The organism is Arthrobacter sp. MMS24-S77 (assembly GCF_054888235.1).
On the sequence record NZ_JBTZRN010000001.1, the window covers coordinates 901,607 to 917,812 of the forward strand.

14 protein-coding genes, 1 pseudogene and 2 riboswitches are annotated in these 16,206 nt (G+C 64.4%); of the genes and pseudogenes, 12 read left to right on the plus strand and 3 right to left on the minus strand.

The genetic code is table 11. The annotated features are described in order from the left end of the window. Positions 1 to 3 precede the first annotated feature (3 nt). Entirely contained in the window at positions 4 to 2,466 is a 2,463-nt protein-coding gene (locus ACX5I4_RS04220; RefSeq protein WP_461835555.1) for a helicase-associated domain-containing protein, read from the minus strand. Between the two features lie 49 nt (positions 2,467 to 2,515). Continuing rightward, on the minus strand, positions 2,516 to 2,731 hold the full coding sequence (locus ACX5I4_RS04225) for a hypothetical protein (protein WP_461835556.1): 216 nt from the start codon (positions 2,729 to 2,731) through the stop codon (positions 2,516 to 2,518). Positions 2,732 to 2,964: 233 nt separating this feature from the next. Between ACX5I4_RS04225 and ACX5I4_RS04230 the strand changes: the two genes are divergently transcribed. Genes ACX5I4_RS04230 through ACX5I4_RS04240 form a run of 3 tightly spaced genes read left to right on the plus strand, consistent with a single transcriptional unit; the run spans position 2,965 to position 5,349 of the window. Next, complete coding sequence (locus ACX5I4_RS04230) at positions 2,965 to 3,348, plus strand: cold-shock protein (protein WP_461835557.1); 384 nt, start codon at positions 2,965 to 2,967, stop codon at positions 3,346 to 3,348. Between the two features lie 7 nt (positions 3,349 to 3,355). Next, entirely contained in the window at positions 3,356 to 3,997 is a 642-nt protein-coding gene (locus ACX5I4_RS04235; protein WP_461835558.1) for a DUF3027 domain-containing protein, read from the plus strand. Between the two features lie 44 nt (positions 3,998 to 4,041). After that, complete coding sequence (locus tag ACX5I4_RS04240) at positions 4,042 to 5,349, plus strand: MFS transporter (RefSeq protein WP_461835559.1); 1,308 nt, start codon at positions 4,042 to 4,044, stop codon at positions 5,347 to 5,349. A gap of 111 nt (positions 5,350 to 5,460) precedes the next feature. On the opposite strand, the gene serC is transcribed toward ACX5I4_RS04240, so the two are convergent. Further along, complete coding sequence (serC, locus tag ACX5I4_RS04245) at positions 5,461 to 6,591, minus strand: phosphoserine transaminase (protein WP_461835560.1); 1,131 nt, start codon at positions 6,589 to 6,591, stop codon at positions 5,461 to 5,463. 308 nt (positions 6,592 to 6,899) lie between these two features. Between serC and ACX5I4_RS04250 the strand changes: the two genes are divergently transcribed. From ACX5I4_RS04250 to fdhD, 9 genes and pseudogenes are all read left to right on the plus strand, one after another. Continuing rightward, entirely contained in the window at positions 6,900 to 7,595 is a 696-nt protein-coding gene (locus ACX5I4_RS04250; protein WP_461835561.1) for a metal-dependent transcriptional regulator, read from the plus strand. Between the two features lie 125 nt (positions 7,596 to 7,720). Further along, positions 7,721 to 7,932, plus strand: a riboswitch (cyclic di-AMP (ydaO/yuaA leader). A gap of 2 nt (positions 7,933 to 7,934) precedes the next feature. After that, complete coding sequence (locus ACX5I4_RS04255) at positions 7,935 to 8,756, plus strand: M23 family metallopeptidase (protein ID WP_461835562.1); 822 nt, start codon at positions 7,935 to 7,937, stop codon at positions 8,754 to 8,756. A gap of 145 nt (positions 8,757 to 8,901) precedes the next feature. Then, positions 8,902 to 9,069: riboswitch (cyclic di-AMP (ydaO/yuaA leader) on the plus strand. A 5-nt stretch (positions 9,070 to 9,074) separates the two neighbouring features. Further along, positions 9,075 to 9,821 carry an NlpC/P60 family protein gene (locus ACX5I4_RS04260; RefSeq protein WP_461835563.1) on the plus strand — a complete coding sequence of 249 codons (747 nt, stop codon included), beginning with the start codon at positions 9,075 to 9,077 and terminating at the stop codon, positions 9,819 to 9,821. Between the two features lie 260 nt (positions 9,822 to 10,081). Beyond that, positions 10,082 to 10,582 carry an HNH endonuclease gene (locus ACX5I4_RS04265; protein WP_028266173.1) on the plus strand — a complete coding sequence of 167 codons (501 nt, stop codon included), beginning with the start codon at positions 10,082 to 10,084 and terminating at the stop codon, positions 10,580 to 10,582. A gap of 35 nt (positions 10,583 to 10,617) precedes the next feature. Beyond that, entirely contained in the window at positions 10,618 to 11,298 is a 681-nt protein-coding gene (gene mobA / locus ACX5I4_RS04270) for a molybdenum cofactor guanylyltransferase (protein WP_461835564.1), read from the plus strand. Then, a complete protein-coding gene (locus tag ACX5I4_RS04275; RefSeq protein WP_461835565.1) occupies positions 11,273 to 11,560 on the plus strand; it encodes a DUF6457 domain-containing protein in 288 nt (95 codons plus the stop codon). Before mobA ends, ACX5I4_RS04275 begins: the two co-directional genes overlap by 26 nt. Continuing rightward, positions 11,557 to 12,902, plus strand: a pseudogene (locus tag ACX5I4_RS04280) (molybdopterin molybdotransferase MoeA). Before ACX5I4_RS04275 ends, ACX5I4_RS04280 begins: the two are co-directional and overlap by 4 nt. 62 nt (positions 12,903 to 12,964) lie before the next feature. Beyond that, positions 12,965 to 15,286: an FdhF/YdeP family oxidoreductase gene (locus ACX5I4_RS04285; RefSeq protein ID WP_461835566.1), complete on the plus strand. Its 2,322-nt coding sequence runs from the start codon at positions 12,965 to 12,967 to the stop codon at positions 15,284 to 15,286. A gap of 1 nt (position 15,287) precedes the next feature. Continuing rightward, entirely contained in the window at positions 15,288 to 16,154 is an 867-nt protein-coding gene (gene fdhD, locus ACX5I4_RS04290; protein ID WP_461835567.1) for a formate dehydrogenase accessory sulfurtransferase FdhD, read from the plus strand. Positions 16,155 to 16,206 lie beyond the last annotated feature (52 nt).

Below are 16,206 nucleotides of genomic sequence, written 5' to 3' on the forward strand. Positions count from 1 at the left end.
TCCTCACTTGTGCGGATCGCCCGCAGGTTCCACATCGATAATGCGGTGGATGGACAAGACTCTTTCGGTGTCCCTGGCCGCGTCGAACACCCGGACCCGCCCGCCGGACACCGATACGGGAACAACGGTCTCGGTGTTGGAATTCCCCAAGCCGTCAACCACATTCATGGTGACAGCTTGCTTCAGCCGGATGGCCCTCTGGAGTGTTTCGAGGCCCAGTTGTGTTGCCGCCTCGCTGTTCATCTCACCCGAGACCCCGCGATGGTGCCTCAGGACCGCCAGTTGGGCGTCGATGTCGTCGTCCGGCGGGGCAGTGCGGGGCGCCGTGTAAACAGGGCGGGCGCTGCCGGCCACCGCCGTCGTCCTCTTATAGCGCACGACGGCGGGCTCGGCCTCCTGCACGGCAGGCGAGAGTCCCAGCTCGCGCAGCACCCTCGCGGTCTCCCGCGGGCTCGCTGCGGAGGTCAGTACCGTGGGGGCGATCCGGACGAGGCCCAGGCTTGCGGCACCGGGCTCGTGAACGAGTTCGGCAATGGCGGCTTCGTCGTCGCTTTGGATGAAACTGGCGCTGTTGGCGACGCGTAGCCGGCCGTGCCGCGAGGCGATGTCCTTGATCAGGTACTGGAGCGGCTGTGGGACATCAGTGGCGGAGTGGGTGCGCAGGAAGGCGAGGATGGCCTCCGCATCTTGGCCGGCGTCCAGCGCACGTCGGATTGAATCTCCGGAGAAGCGGAAGATGGTGGCCGGGCCCTGGCCTTCGGCCTCGGCTATCAGGAGCAGTTTTTCGCTCAGTTCAGGTGCCAAGTACCCCGGGGCTATGGCGGTCAGGTCTGCTTGGAGCAGGACGTGGTTGACAGCGGCGGGGAGGTGTTCACCGAGGATGCTCAGGGCAAGATCGGGCTGTTCTGTAGCGATAGCGGAGCCTAGCTGGGTGAGGGCGCCGGAGCCCATGAGCCCCAGGATTTCCGCTTCGTGCAAGATGCCGCGGACGAGGGAACTGAACCGCCGTGACATCCGGGGTTGGGTCCATTCTGCGCGTTCCATGACAGCCTCGGCGTTGAGCACCGGGGCCTTGCCGTCAGGTGCTTCGATTTCGCGGGTGAGCTCGTCGAGGATCTCCAAGATCCGCTTGCGGACAAGCGGGGCGTCAGGGCGTTGGGCCTCGGCAGATAAAGCGTTGATGGAAGTTCCCGCAGAACCGGGCCGTGATGCCGTCGCGGCAGGACCGGGGATGGTTTGCCCGACGAGTGAGGGAGCGCGCTCGCTGGCCAGCCAGGCGTTGACCAGCCAGAGCCACTGTTCCTGGCGGGGGAGCGTGAGCCATTCCACTGTAGGTGGCTGGATCCAGGTGGAACTGTCCACATCGAGGCGCAGCAATCCGGACAGGGCGCTCAGTTCAAGGATCAGCGCGGTCTCGGGCAACTCCAATCGGAGGCTATCGGCGAGGCGTTTGAGCTCACGCACGCCCACTCCGCCGCTGCGCAGGGTAACCACCGGCTGCTCCCGGACCGCATACAGGAGTTCGCCGACCAGTCGAAGTATTTCGGCAATGGCGCCCATGGCGGCGTTCCGGCGCAAGGCGGCACTTGTCTGGCCTAACTCCGGCACAGGAGGCTTCAAACTGAAGTGGTCCACGATCGCGCCGCCGCGCAGGGACACACCGACGCTGTGGGGCAGTTCAACATGGCCGGCGTCCAGGGGGACGAGCAAGCCGCGGGCCAAGAGCCAGTCCACCGGACCGACGTCGCGGCCTTCATGAAGCACGGATGCCTTGCGTTGGGCCTGCGGAACGGCGCCCATGGCCCAGCTTCCAAACTTGTTCAAAAGGGGGCGGGTCCGTATCGGCGCCTCGGACAAGATGTGCTGCAGGCCTTCCGGCGTTGACGTCCAACGCTGCAAGGCCAGCGCCGCGTCCATGGGCGTGGTGGCAGCCAGGACCTTGGCGCCGCTCTGGTGAAGTTCGGCAACGAGCTGTACCACGCGTTGGGCGAAGGCCGGCTGTAGCCGTACCAGCTCGGTGTAGCTGCGGCCCAGGCCGGCGGGGTAGATCCCGATGACGTCCTTGAGGCTGCCCACCGGCAAGTAGAAGCGCTGGCGGCCGGGATTGTGCACCGTGGCCGGCGGATCGGCCCTGTGGATGAGTGCCAGCTCCTGGAGCTTGTTCAAGATCGGCTCGAGCGCGGCAAGCGTGGAGCCGTTGATGCACTTCTTCAGTCCCGCCGCAGAGACGCTGTGGCCAGTGTCTGCGTTGGTGCAGAGATGGAGTGTCTCCAGTACCTGCATTTCGGGTTTGTTGAGCCGTTCGAGGGCCCGTTGCACGCTGACCCGTGCGCTCGCCCTCGCAGCGAGTGCCGCGAAGTCCGGGGCGACAGGGGAAATGAGGTCCGGCCGCGCGGCAAACAGGGCCCGCAGCGAATCATCGCTGCGCGCTTCCAGTTCCTTGCTGAGCGCGCGAATAAGGGACATCAGTTCAACGTTACCGCCCGCGGGGCCCGCCGTCGGGCTTTCTGGTGGCTCATTGGCGACGCCGAGCCCAGATGGAGTCCACCACCAGCGCGGCCATCAAAATGAAGGCGAGCGGCAGCCCGTAGAGGGCCGTGGACGTCACCCAAATCGGTGCCACACCCTGGGCAAAAGCGGTGGCCGTGACGGTGCCCACAGCCGCCAAGGAGAGCACTGCGACGACGGCGGCGACGATCACGAGCGGGCGGCGGTAGCCGTGGGGAATCATGTAAGCAACGCTAACAGTCCCGCCCCACATGTGCCGTTGCCGGTCTGCGCACGAGCAAAAGGCGACGGGACCGGCTCCGCGTGGTCTCAAAGCGCGAATCCGGGGCCGGGCAGGATAACCTTGAAGCAATAGACCAACACGGACCAGGCAGTTACCCCTACTCCCGCAGAATCCTGCGGATGCGGTGACGCGCTGGCTGTGTCTCCCAAGCAAGAACGAAGAAGGTTGATTACGTGCCCACCGGCAAGGTCAAGTGGTATGACAAGGACAAAGGCTTCGGATTCCTCGCAGCAGAGGATGGCCAGGAAGTATTCCTGCCCAAATCCGCCCTGCCCGAGGGCGTAACGGATCTCAAAGCAGGTACCCGGGTTGAGTTCGGCGTTGCCGATGGTCGCCGTGGCGCCCAGGCACTAGGCCTCCGCGTACTGGACAAGTTGCCATCCATCGCCAAGGCCAAGCGCACGAACGCCCGTGAGCTCGCGCCCATGGTCCAGGATCTTGTGTCCGTCCTGGACAACCTTTCGGGGACGTTGTCGGCCGGTAAGTACCCTGAAGGTGCCAAAGGCAAGGCCATCGCGGCAGCCCTGCGCAAGGTAGCCGACGAGCTGGAAGCCTAAACCAGCCATGACATCGGAATCCGCTGAAGCCAGTCCTGAAGAGAACGGTACTGGTGCTGCTCCAGCAACGGCAGGAACGGCTGATACCGGTGCTGGGCGGAAGCCGGCCACGGCGAAACCCCGCGCCGGCATTCCCGTGTGGCGCGTCGGCAAGCCGGACGCCTTCCTGGCAGCCGCCGTCGACGTCGCCCGCAATGCGGTGGAGACCATTGCCAAGCCAAGTGAAATCGGACTGCATATTGGGGCACGGTCCGAAGGCGAACGCGTCGTCACGCACCTTTTCGAATCGCGACTGGCCGGTTACGGCGGCTGGCAGTGGTACGCCGTCGTGACCCGCAACTCGCGCTCCAAGGTTGTCACGGTCAGCGAGCTCGGCCTGCTGCCGTCCGAGGACTCTATCCTCGCCCCTGAATGGGTGCCGTGGGCAAAGCGCGTCCGTCCGGAGGACGAGGCGGTCCCCGAGGAGCTGGCAGGGGAAGGCACCTCGATCGCGGACAGTTCCGTTGACGAGGACGACGACGAGGCGCCCGACGGCGACGACGCCCCTGATGACGAGGACGACGACGACGAGGACGCTGACGAGGCTGAAGCCGACGACGACGAGGACGCTGACGACGAGGACGCCGACGACGAAGTCGAGGCCGACTAGCCCTTGGCGGACCCAGCGAGTGAACTCTTTGAAGGTGGAACCTGATGTCCACCTTCAAATCGCTGGGTGTCCTTAACTACCGCATTTGGTTCCTTGGCGCCCTTGTTTCCAACATCGGCACCTGGATGCAGCGGACCGCCCAGGACTGGCTGGTCTTTGCCCATCTGAGCAACCACGACGCCGGTGCCATGGGTATTACCTTGGCCTTGCAACTTGGTCCGCAGCTGTTCCTGGCTCCGTGGGCCGGACTGCTTGCCGACCGCTACAGCCGGCGCAGGCTCCTGGTCATGACACAATCTGCCATGGCCGTCCTGAGTACTGGTTTGGGAATCCTCGTGCTGAGCGGCGCTGCGCAGTTGTGGCACGTCTACGTGTTCGCGCTGTTGCTCGGCGTCGTCTCGGCACTTGACGCCCCCGTTCGCCAGACGTTCGTTTCGGAGCTGGTCAAGGACGACTACCTCTCCAACGCCGTTGCGCTGAACAGTGCCTCTTTCAATGTTGCCCGCATGATCGGCCCTGCCGTAGCGGGCATGTTGACCGTGGCCGTGGGGCCGGGCTGGGTGTTCATCATCAATACGCTGACCTTCGTGGCAATGCTTGGCGCGATCCGCGCCATTCCCATGTCCTCCCTGCGCGTCCAGCCCCGCGCGGCCGCGGGCAAAGGCCGTATCCGCGAAGGGCTCCGCTTTGTGCGGAACCGCCCGGACATCATGGTGGTCCTCGTTGCGGTCTTCATTATGGGCACGTTCGGCCTGAACTTCGTTCTCTTCATTGCCGCGATGGTTGGCACGGAATTCGGCATGGACGCAGGTGCGTTCGGGCTCCTCAACTCGGTCATGGCAATCGGCTCAGTCGCGGGGGCGTTGCTGGCCGCCCGGCGTGGCAGGCCACGGATGCGGCTCATCTTCGCCGCGTCCGGCGGGTTCGGCATCGCGAGCGGGTTCGCTGCCCTGGCGCCGAACTACACCATGTTTGCTTTGGCCCTGATTCCGTGCGGCCTGTTCGCCTTGACCATGATCACCAGCGCCAACGGCTATGTGCAGTCCACTACCGAACCTGTCATGCGAGGCAGGGTCATGGCGCTGTACATGGCCATCTTCATGGGTGGAACACCCATCGGGGCACCCTTCGTTGGCTGGGTGTCCAACGTAGCCGGACCCCGCTGGGCCGTTGGCGTGGCAGCGGCTGCCGGCGCCAGCACCGCCGTCGTCGGTATCATCTGGATCATCCGCGCACACCGGTTGCGGCTCCGCTTCGACCGAAGCGCCCGCGGGTTGCGGTTCTTCCGCATTGAGTCCCAGGGCGCGGGCCCTGTCATGGATGACGGCGATAAGGGCGATAGCGCCGTATAAAAGGCTGGCCTGTTAAAAGGGCTGGCCCTGTTAAAAGGGCTAGCGCCGCCCGGGATCCTCACCCGGACGACGCTGACAAGTCCTGACCGCGGGAACGCCCGCGGCTGGCCCTTATTTCTTGAGTTCGCCCACCACGAAGTCGATGCTGGCGAGCAGAGCCGAAACGTCGTCCGGTTCGATGGCAACGAAGGTAGCGATGCGGAGCTGGTTGCGGCCCAGCTTGCGGTACGGCTCCGTGTCCACGATCCCGTTGGCGCGCAGCACCTTGGCGATGGCCGCGGCGTCGATCGAATCATCGAAATCGATCGTCGCAATGACGTTGGAGCGGTCTTCAGCCTTTGCCACGAACGGGGTTGCGTACTCGGAAGCCTCGGCCCAGGTGTAGATACGGTTGGCGGAGTCCGCCGTGCGCCCGGAAGCGAAGTCCAGGCCACCGTTCTTGTTGAGCCACTGGACCTGGGCGTCCAGCGTCACCAGCGTGGACAGGGACGGCGTGTTGTACGTCTGGTTGAGCTTCGAGTTGTCGATAGCCGTCTGCAAGTCCAGGAAATCGGGGATCCAGCGGCCGCTTGCCTTGATGCGTGCGGCGCGATCCAGGGCTGCGGGGGAGAAGAGGCCAAGCCACAGGCCGCCGTCGGAGGCAAAGTTCTTTTGAGGTGCGAAGTAGTAGACATCAGCCTCGGCGACGTCCACGTCCAAGCCGCCGGCGGCGGAGGTCGCATCCACCAGGACCAGGGCGCCGTCGTCGACGCCGGCAACCCGCTTGACCGGAGCCGCCACACCCGTTGAGGTTTCGTTCTGCGGCCACGCGTAAACGTCCACGCCTGCCTCGGCTTGGGAAACCGGGCGCGTGCCGGGCTCGGACTTGATGATGGAGGAAGCCTCCAGGAAAGGTGCCTTGTTGGTGGCCGCGGCGAACTTGGAACCGAACTCACCAAAGGAGAGGTGCTGTGCCTTCTTCTCTACCAGGCCAAAGCTGGCGACGTCCCAGAACGCGGTGGAGCCTCCGACGCCGAGAATCACCTCGTAGCCCTCGGGTGCGCGGAAGAACTGGCTGAGTCCCTCGCGGACAGAGCCCACCAGGTTCTTGACCGGTGCCTGGCGGTGGGAGGTGCCAAGAATTGTTGCCGAGGCGGCAGACAGGGCCTCGATCTGCTCCGGGCGGACCTTGGAGGGCCCGGCGCCGAAGCGGCCGTCCTTGGGCAGCAAATCGGCGGGGATGGTGATGCTGTTGTCGCTCACGGGATGCTCCAATGGTGAAGTAGCGGCCTAGATGGGTCGTGGCAGGTGGCAAGCTGCCCCCTCGACTCCCCAATTCTGCCTGACTCCACTGGCGGGGACAGAACTGAAGGCTTCATAGTCCGCCACGTGGAAAGCATTTGTTCCGCCGAGACCTGGGCCGAGGCCGGCGCGAGAATTATCCGGAGTAATTCAAAATAGGCTAAGCTTGGAGCTGGCGCCCGGCCTGGGACGACCGGCGGGTCGACCGCCTGGCCGGCTGCGGTACGGTGGAAAATACGCAAGATACTGCGCTCGAGGAGCTGAGCTGGATGACGGATCTGATCGATACCACTGAGATGTATCTTCGGACCATTTTGGAGCTTGAGGAAGAGAACATCGTGGCTCTTCGCGCACGCATTGCCGAGCGCTTGCGGCACTCCGGTCCCACCGTTTCCCAGACTATCGGGCGGATGGAACGCGACGGCCTGGTGATTGTTTCCAACGACCGGCACCTTGAATTGACCGAAACCGGCCGGAAACGCGCCACCGAGGTCATGCGCAAGCACCGGCTCGCCGAGCGGCTCCTGGCCGACGTCATCGGACTGGACTGGGCCTATGTCCACGACGAGGCATGCCGCTGGGAACACGTTATGAGCGAGCGCGTGGAACGGCGGCTCTATGAACTCCTTAACCACCCCACTGAATCTCCCTACGGCAACCCCATTCCGGGGCTCGAAGCCCTGGGCGGAGCTGCGTCCCACGCCTTTACGGATGGCGTAGTCAACCTCCTTGAAGCGATGAACGAATACTCACCGGACAACCGGGTCGTCGTCAGCCGGCTGGCTGAACCGATCCAGGTGGAACCGGAGCTGCTGGTTCAGCTGGACGAGGGCGGAATCCGCCCCGGAGCCAGGGTTTCCCTTGAGCGTGTAGGGGAGTACATCTCCGTTCGCGTGCCCAATATCGATGGTGCGTTGGAGCTGCCGCCTGAGGTGGCGTCGCACGTCTTTGTGACCGTCTCTTAGGCCTTCTGCAAACTGTTCGGCAAAGATAACGAAATTATTACTGCGGGGGTTTAATCCCCTATAGTTTAGTACTGGCGCCGATACCAAAGCGTTACCTGATCCGAAGCCGAGTTCTGCCAGCGGATCAGGTGGATTAGTCCATTCACTGGCAGAAGCGGGGGAACCACCAGCGGCTGTCGAAAGACAGCCTTGGGGTGAAGTCCGCAGCGGAAGTGCAAAAAGCGCAGGACCCTTCCCGGGGACTCCTCTGTGCTTCGCGCCCTCCACGCGGACCGGGTCCATGCACTCTCTGACCCGAATCCGACAGCTAACTTCGCAGGCTTGCCAGAGAGGAACACTTTGACCACGCAGAACACCAGGGGCCGCAGACGCGCGTCCGGTCCTACTGCTGAGCTGCGGAGCACGAACGTCGTTGCGCACGACCGGCCCCGCGATCCGCATCGCGAAGTGCGCCGGCGCAAGGGGCCCTTGCGGCAAATGGCTGATTTTGCTGCCGCGAGCGGTGTGGGACAGAAGGCAGGCGTGGCCCTCGCCGCCACGGGCCTCATCCTGACGGTCGCCATGCCGGGTACCGGCGCATTGACGGCCACCGCGGAATCGAACCAGGCTTCGGCCGCTTCGATGGGTACCCAGCCTGAGATTCCCGCTGCGGCCAGTGCCACCATCGACTTCAGCCGCGCTGCCGTTTCCACCACGGCGGATCCTGATAGCAAGCTCAAGCAGCTCCTGAGCGCGCAGTCCGTCGGCAGCATCAAGACATCGTCCTCGAAGGGCACGCTGGGGGCTCCGCTGGACACCCTCACCACGGCATCGCCGTTCGGCTACCGCGTGAACCCCATTACAGGAGGCCTAGGGGAGTTCCACCGTGGCCAGGACTTCGTGGCCCAGTGCGGCACCCAGGTGCATGCGGCTGCAGCCGGCAAGGTCACGTTTGCGGGCTGGCACCCGTATGGCGGTGGAAACCGCGTTGTGGTGGACCATGGCAACGGCCTCGAAACCACGTACAACCATTTGTCCTCGTTCAACGTCCAGGTGGGCCAAACGGTCAACCGCGGTGACGTTGTCGCTTTGAGCGGCACCACCGGCGCTTCCACCGGCTGCCACCTCCATTTTGAAGTCATGGTCAACGGCGATGTCGTTGATCCCCTCGGCTGGCTGTAGCCAATCCGATGGCCGTCTCTCGCATGCTTGTCACGCTCCGTGACCTGAATGTGACATTCAGCCAAAACTCCTGTACCGTCTAACTCGCATCAACTTTTAGAGAGTTGATGCACTCGGGTGGATTGCCTAGCTCTGCCACTGCTCGAGGTTCCGTTCGCAAAACATCGTCTGGCAGAGGCGGGGGACCCACTTTTGGTCATCTTCACCGATGGCCTTGGGGTTAAGTCGCAATTGTTTCCTACGGGAAGCATTGCGGCCGGATGACTCCCATCCGAATCCGACAGCTTACCTCGCGGGCATAGGGAGAGGCCTTTTAACGTGTCTTCACGCTCTACTCTTGCGCGCCACCGCGCCGCGGTCACCAAGACCAACTCGCTTGCCGTCATCGCTAAGACCGTCGGCAGCAACGCCGGTGGCGTAGGCCGTCAGGCCGCAGTTATCGCCGCTGCTTCCGGACTGGTCCTCACTAGCGGTATCGCAGCCAACGCTGCCGAAACCAACGTCCCCCGCGAGTCCACTGCGACCTCCACCCTGGAAGTCCAGTCCATCGCCCAAGCCAGCATTTCGGCCGATTCTTCCGTGGCCATCAAGTACGAGCGCCCGGTGGTTTCCACCGAAGCTGCTCCGGTTGTCGAAGCTCCGGTTGCCGTCCAGGAAGCTGTTGCCGCTCCCAAGGCGGGCACCGCAACGCTTTCTGTTTCCGCCGCTGTATCCCCTGCCACGAAGGTTGCCAGCGGCAAGGGCGCAGCAATTGCCGCCGCAGCCTACGCGCAGCTTGGCGTTGCCCAGGACTGCACCGCCCTGGCTTCGAACTCCCTGGCCGCTGTTGGCATCAACTTCCACGGCTGGCCGGCAGACTACCTCTCCCTTGGCCGCACGGTCAGCGCTGCTGAAGCGCAGCCGGGCGACTTGGTTTACTACCAGAACGGTGGCATGGGCATGGCCCACATCGCCGTCTACGTCGGCAACGGCATGGCAGTCCACGGCGGCTGGAACGGTGGCACCACTGCCCTGTACAGCGTCAACGTCGGCTCCGGCCCGGTCTTCATCCGCGTTGGTGGCTAAATAGCTTCGGCTACATAGTTTCACTGGAACATCCCCGCCGGTTCGCGCGCGGGGATGTTCCGTTTTAACCAGGCATGTTTAAGGTTCACGCCACATGTCCGGTACATGAACTTTGCCCGACACAGCGCCGGAACCCACCCACGGATTCGTTGATCTGGCCTCTGCGTGTTTACTCTTGTGGTGTCGATCCACAGCCCGTACATGCAGAGGGCAGCCGGCCCTCGCGCCCCTGACGGGTGCGGCCGTGAAGAGGTACGTGCATGCGCACACTCGTTCTGAATGCTGGATATGAACCGCTGGCGGTAGTAACCTTCCGCCGGGCGCTGGTCCTTGTGCTCACCGGAAAAGCGAGCGTAGTGGCCGAAGGCGACGAGCCTGTCGTCGGGCCACAGGAGATTCTCGGACGTCCCTCCGTGATTCTGCTCAATCGCTACATCCGGCCGAGGTACAACACGATCACGGCGGTTACACGCCGCGGCGTCTTGCGCCGCGACGGTCACCGTTGCGCCTATTGCGGGAAAGCAGCCCACACTATTGACCACGTCCACCCCAAGTCCAGGGGCGGCGCGGATTCCTGGGAAAACCTGGTGGCGGCGTGCCTGCGCTGCAACAACGCCAAGAGTGACCATACACCGGCCGAAATGGGCTGGAAACTGAGGTTCACTCCAGCGGCGCCCACCGGGACTATCTGGCAAATCAAGGAGCTTGAGAAACCTGCGCCCGCGTGGGATCCCTTCCTCTTGCCCGAGTCGGCGGCCTGAACCGCAACTGAGCCTGCCCCCGGTAATCTGGGCTGGTGGACTTTGATGCGGCGATCTTGGCGGGTGGCAAGTCCTCCCGCCTCGGTGGTGTGCCCAAATCCCAGCTGAGGTACGACGGCGCCACGCTCCTTGAGCGCGCCCTCGCGGCGGCGTACGGGGCCGGGCGCGTCGTCGTCGTCGGGCCAGATCCTGGCACGTTGCCGGACGGCACGTTGACGGCCCGCGAGGACCCGCCTTTCGCTGGGCCGGCAGCCGCGATCGAAGCCGGACTCCTTGCGCTCGAGAAGCATGCCCGCGAGGGTCTTTCCGCGAAGGAAACACCCGCACCATGGGTACTCGTCATGGCGTGCGACATGCCCCTCGCCGCCGCCGCGGTTCCGGTCTTGCTCCAGGAACTTGCCGGCCATCCGGAAACGGAAGGGGTTATGTCCGTATCCGCCGATGGCCGGAGGCAGCCATTGCTTGGAATTTACCGGATCTCTGCTTTGCGGCGCGAAGTGCTGGCCGCGGCAGAACAGGGTAGCCTCGCCAACGCAGCGGTGTTCCGCCTGCTTGCTAGGCTTGATCTGCTGGCCGTAGCTGTTCCTGCTGGCTCCACCGATGACGTGGATACCTGGGACGACGCCGCGGCGCTTGGACTGGACGGTGACCTGCCGTCACAACAGCTGTACCGGACTGTGGAGGCGGATCGTGAAGAGCCAAGAAGAAACGCTTGAGGAATGGTGCAGGAGCCTGCTGCAGGCATATGAGCTTGAAGGCGTCGAGATCGACATCAACGAGATCCTGTCCCTTGCAGGGGTTGCAGCCCATTCTGTCGTTCGCCCGGCGGCTCCCTTGACCACCTTCATTGCCGGCTTCGCGGCCGGACTGGCCGCAGGTTCGGGACAAGCGACTGAATCCGCATCGATGGACGCCGCGATGGGCCTGGCACGCACGCTCGCCAACGACTACACGAACCCCGGAACCGACGCCGGATGACCGATGCCCCTGAACAGGGTGCCGAGAAAGTGGGCGCCGAGAAGCATGCCGACCACCTGTGGGCGGAAGCCCGGCAGCTTGCCTTTGACTGTGCTACGCCCATTCCCGCCGCTCCCGTTGCCCTGAAGGACGCGCTCGGCAGGACGTTGGCGTCGGACGTCCATGCCCTGCAGGACCTGCCGCACTATGCGTCCTCGGCGATGGATGGCTGGGCTGTCAACGGCAGCGGCCCGTGGATCCTGGCCGAGCCGGGCCATCGGCTGGCCCCCCACCAGGCGAGCCCTATTGTCACCGGTGGCCTGATACCGCCGGGGGCCAAAGCCGTGCTCCGGAGCGAAAGCGGTGTCCTGGCGACCGACGAAGATGGCCTGCCGGTCCTCGCGCTCGGCGGAAATGCGAAACCTGGCGAACCGCGCAACGGGCAGCACATCCGTAACGCGGGAGAAGAAGCCGGGGCAGGGGAACTGCTGATCAAAGCAGGCGTCGTCTTGAACCCCGCCCACCTCGCCCTGGCTGCGCTGGCCGGCCGCGATGAACTGGAAGTCCTGGGCAAACCCCACGTGAAACTGCTCCTGACCGGCTCCGAAGTGGTGACCACGGGTATCCCGGCCCCTGGGAGGGTGAGGGACACCTTCGGCCCCCAGCTTGGCGCCGTCGTCGAGCTCCTTGGCGGGATCCGCGGCGAGCTGATCAAAGTGGGTGACTCCTACGACGAATGGCTCTCCGGCCTTGAGGAAGGCGAGTTGTCGCCGGACACGCCACCCGCCGACGTCGTTATCACCACCGGGGGAACGGGCCGTTCCGGAACGGACCACTTCCGGCGCGCCATTGCCGAACTTGGCGGCCGTTTGCTGATTGACGGCATTGCGATGCGGCCGGGACACCCTGCCGTGTTGGCCGAGTTGCCGGATGGGCGCTTTGTCTTAGGGCTGCCGGGCAACCCGCTCGCGGCCATGATGGTTCTTTTCACGATCGGCGCACCGCTGCTTGCTGGACTGGGGCACGGAACGCTGCCCGACGTCGGTGCGGTGCCTTGTGGTGCGACGCTCGACGCCGACCCCGGACGCACGCGCTTGCTTCCCTTCAGGTTCGTGTACGGTTTGGCCTCGCCGGCGCAACACGCCGGGCCGGGGATGATGCGCGGGCTCGCCAGTGCGGACGGAGTCATGGTGGTCCCGCCACACGGCGTTCAACTAGGCGAGTCAGTACCCGCCTTCCCCTTCCTTGGGGGCAGCCGCTTCCCCAGCCGAAGGCTCCGGAGGACAAAACCAAGAAACCTCCCGCGAAGTCTGCCCGCAAAGTTTCGTCAGGGCCGGTGGACTGGAGTGCCCTGACCGGCTGAGAACTTCCGCTGCCGGATGGACACGGGTGGAATAGAAGGACAGGCCTTGCAATGATGGGGACATGAACAGGCATGCTCCCGAGCAGGACATCAATGAAGATGACCTCCAAATTCACCCGCCCAAGCGCTCCGCCGCCGGTGTCAAGGCAGTCACCGTGGCTTTGGAACGAGGTTGGGCCCAAGCCGGTGTGAGCCGGACCGTCAAGTCAATGCTCCGCGTCAACCAGCGGGACGGTTTCGACTGTCCCGGGTGCGCCTGGCCGGAGTCCATTACCGGAAAACGCAGCCCCGCCGAGTTCTGCGAAAACGGGGCCAAGGCCATCGCCGAGGAGAGCACCACCCGCGTGGTCGATGCGGCGTTCTGGGCCCAGCATTCCATCGCCGCGCTCGAGGACAAGACCGAATACTGGCTGGGCAGCCAAGGACGCATCGCCGAGCCCGTGGTCATCCGCCCCGGCGAAACACACTATTCTCCGATCAGCTGGACGGATGCTTTCGCCCTGATCGGCGAACACGTCAATGCCACGACGCCGGATCGTTGCGTTTTTTACACCTCGGGGCGCACGGCCAACGAGACAGCCTTCATGTACCAGCTCTTTGCGCGGAGCCTCGGCACCAATAACCTGCCCGACTGCTCGAACATGTGCCATGAGTCTTCCGGCAGCGCCCTCAACCCGACCATCGGCATCGGCAAGGGTACCGTCTCCCTGGAGGACATCCACGAAGCGCAACTGGTGCTGGTTGTAGGCCAGAACCCCGGCACGAACCACCCACGCATGCTCTCGGCCCTGCGGGATTGCAAGAACAACGGCGGCAAGGTTGTCGCCGTCAATCCGTTGCCGGAAGCAGGACTCCTGAACTTCAAGGATCCCCAGTCGCTCAACGGCGTGGTGGGCGGCGGCACGGACATTGCCGACGAGTTCCTGCAGATCAAGGTGGGCGGCGACCTCGCGCTGTTCCAGGCGCTGGGCCACCTCCTGCTGGAAGAGGAGAAGCGGCAGCCGGGAACCGTGGTGGATCGCGCCTTCATCGAGGCGCAGACCGACGGCTTCGAGGCCTACGCCGAAGCCCGGGCCACGCTGGATTGGGCCGAGACGGAACGCGCCACGGGCCTGGGCCGCATCGAAATCACCAAGGTTGCGGGCATGCTGGCCGCTTCGAAGGGCACCATCATTTGCTGGGCGCTGGGCCTGACCCAGCAGCCCCACTCCGTGGACACTTTGCGGGAAATCATCAACTTGCTGCTCCTCCAGGGAAACTTCGGCAAGCGCGGAGCCGGCGCTTGCCCCGTCCGCGGCCACTCCAACGTGCAGGGCGACCGCACCATGGGGATCTGGGAGAAGCCATCGGAAGGCTTCCTCGCAGCCCTCGACAAGGAGTTCGGATTCACGATGCCCAGGGCACACGGCTACGACTCCGTGGAAACCCAGCACGCCTTGGAGAAGGGCGACGTGGATGTATTCGTTTCCATGGGCGGGAACTTCGCCGCGGCAGGCTCGGACACGGTCGCGCTGGAGGAAGGGCTGAAGCGGGCCGGACTGACGGTGCACATCTCCACCAAGCCAAACCGCGCCCACGTGGTGCACGGCAAGACCTCCCTGATCCTGCCTACCCTGGGCCGTACGGACACGGACGACAAGCACCCAAGCGGACGCCAGTTCCTCTCCGTGGAAGACTCCATGTCTGTCATCCACTCCACCCAGGGCCGCCTGACTCCTGTCTCGGAGCACTTGCTCAGCGAACCCGTCATCGTCGCACGCATGGCGCAGGCAGTCCTTGGCGATGACCACGCGGTGAACTGGCGGGAGATGGCCGAGGACTACGACGTCATCCGGGACCACATCTCCAGGGTCATCCCCGGCTTCGAGGACTTCAACGCGCGGGTCCGCACCAAGAACGGCTTTGTGCTTCCCAACCCGCCGCGCGATTCCCGCACGTTCGCCACGGATATCGGCAAGGCACGGTTCACCGTGAGCCCGCTGGAATACCTTGAAGCCCCGGCCGGCCACCTGATCCTCCAGACCGTCCGTAGCCACGACCAGTACAACACGACGTTCTACGGGCTCGACGACCGCTACCGGGGTATTTCCGAAGGCCGCAGGGTCATCCTGGTCCACGAGGACGACCTCAGCGAACTCGGCTTCGAAGACCGGGACCTGGTGGACGTCATCTCCATCTTTGGCGGAACGGAACGCCGGGCGGACAAGTTCCGGCTGGTTGCCTACCCGACAGCCAAGGGTTGCGCGGCCGCATACTTCCCGGAGGCCAACGCCTTGGTGCACCGGGAGAACGTCGCGCGTGAATCCAACACACCCGGCTACAAGGCCATGACGGTCCGCTTCGTCAAACACGGGGAAGCGGCCGCCGAGACGGTGGGTATCTGAGATGGGACGGGTGACCCAGCGCCGCAAGGTGCACAAATTCGTCCTGGATGGCTCAGCCCAGGCGTTGGAGCACCCGGTCCGCTACCGCGAGGACTTCCTGGCCGTCGAGGAACCGCTGGAGGTGCGCCTGGGGCACATGTCCTTCTCCGTGACCATGAGGACCCCTGGCGACGACTTTGACCTCGTAGCGGGCTTCCTGGTTTCCGAGGGGGTCATCTGGGACCCGGCCCAGCTCATCTCGCTGCGTTTCTGCGCCGGCGAGGACGAGAACGGCGTGCAGACCTTCAACGTGGTGGAAGCCCAGTTGCGGCCCGACGTCGTCCTTCCCGAGACCGGCCGCAATGTCTACACGTCCAGTTCCTGCGGGATCTGTGGCACAGACTCCATCGAGGCCGTGCGCAAATCTTCACACTTCAGCCCGGCGGACGACCCCCTGCGCGTGCCGGTGGAGGTTCTCGCTTCATTGCCGGACCGTCTCCGTGAAGCGCAAGCGGTTTTTGACAAGACCGGGGGAGTACACGCCGCGGGCCTTTTTAGGATCAACGACGACGGCGACGCTGAGCTGTTGTGCCTGCGGGAAGACGTGGGCAGGCACAACGCCGTGGACAAGGTGGTGGGCTGGGCGCTGCGCGAAGGGTTGCTGCCCCTGAGTGGCACCATTCTGCAGGTATCAGGGAGGGCGTCCTTCGAACTGGTCCAGAAGGCTGCGCTTGCCGGAATCCCGGTTCTGGCCGCCGTCAGCGCGCCCTCCAGCCTCGCTGCGGAGCTGGCCCAGGAGACTGGCCTGACCCTGGTGGGATTCAGCCGGGGAACCAGCCTGAACGTCTACGCGGGCAGCGGGCGGGTAGGCGTTCCGGCAAATTTCTAGAGACTTGTAGGGATAGCTGTCAATCACTTGGTTATTGCTCCGGAACAACGTA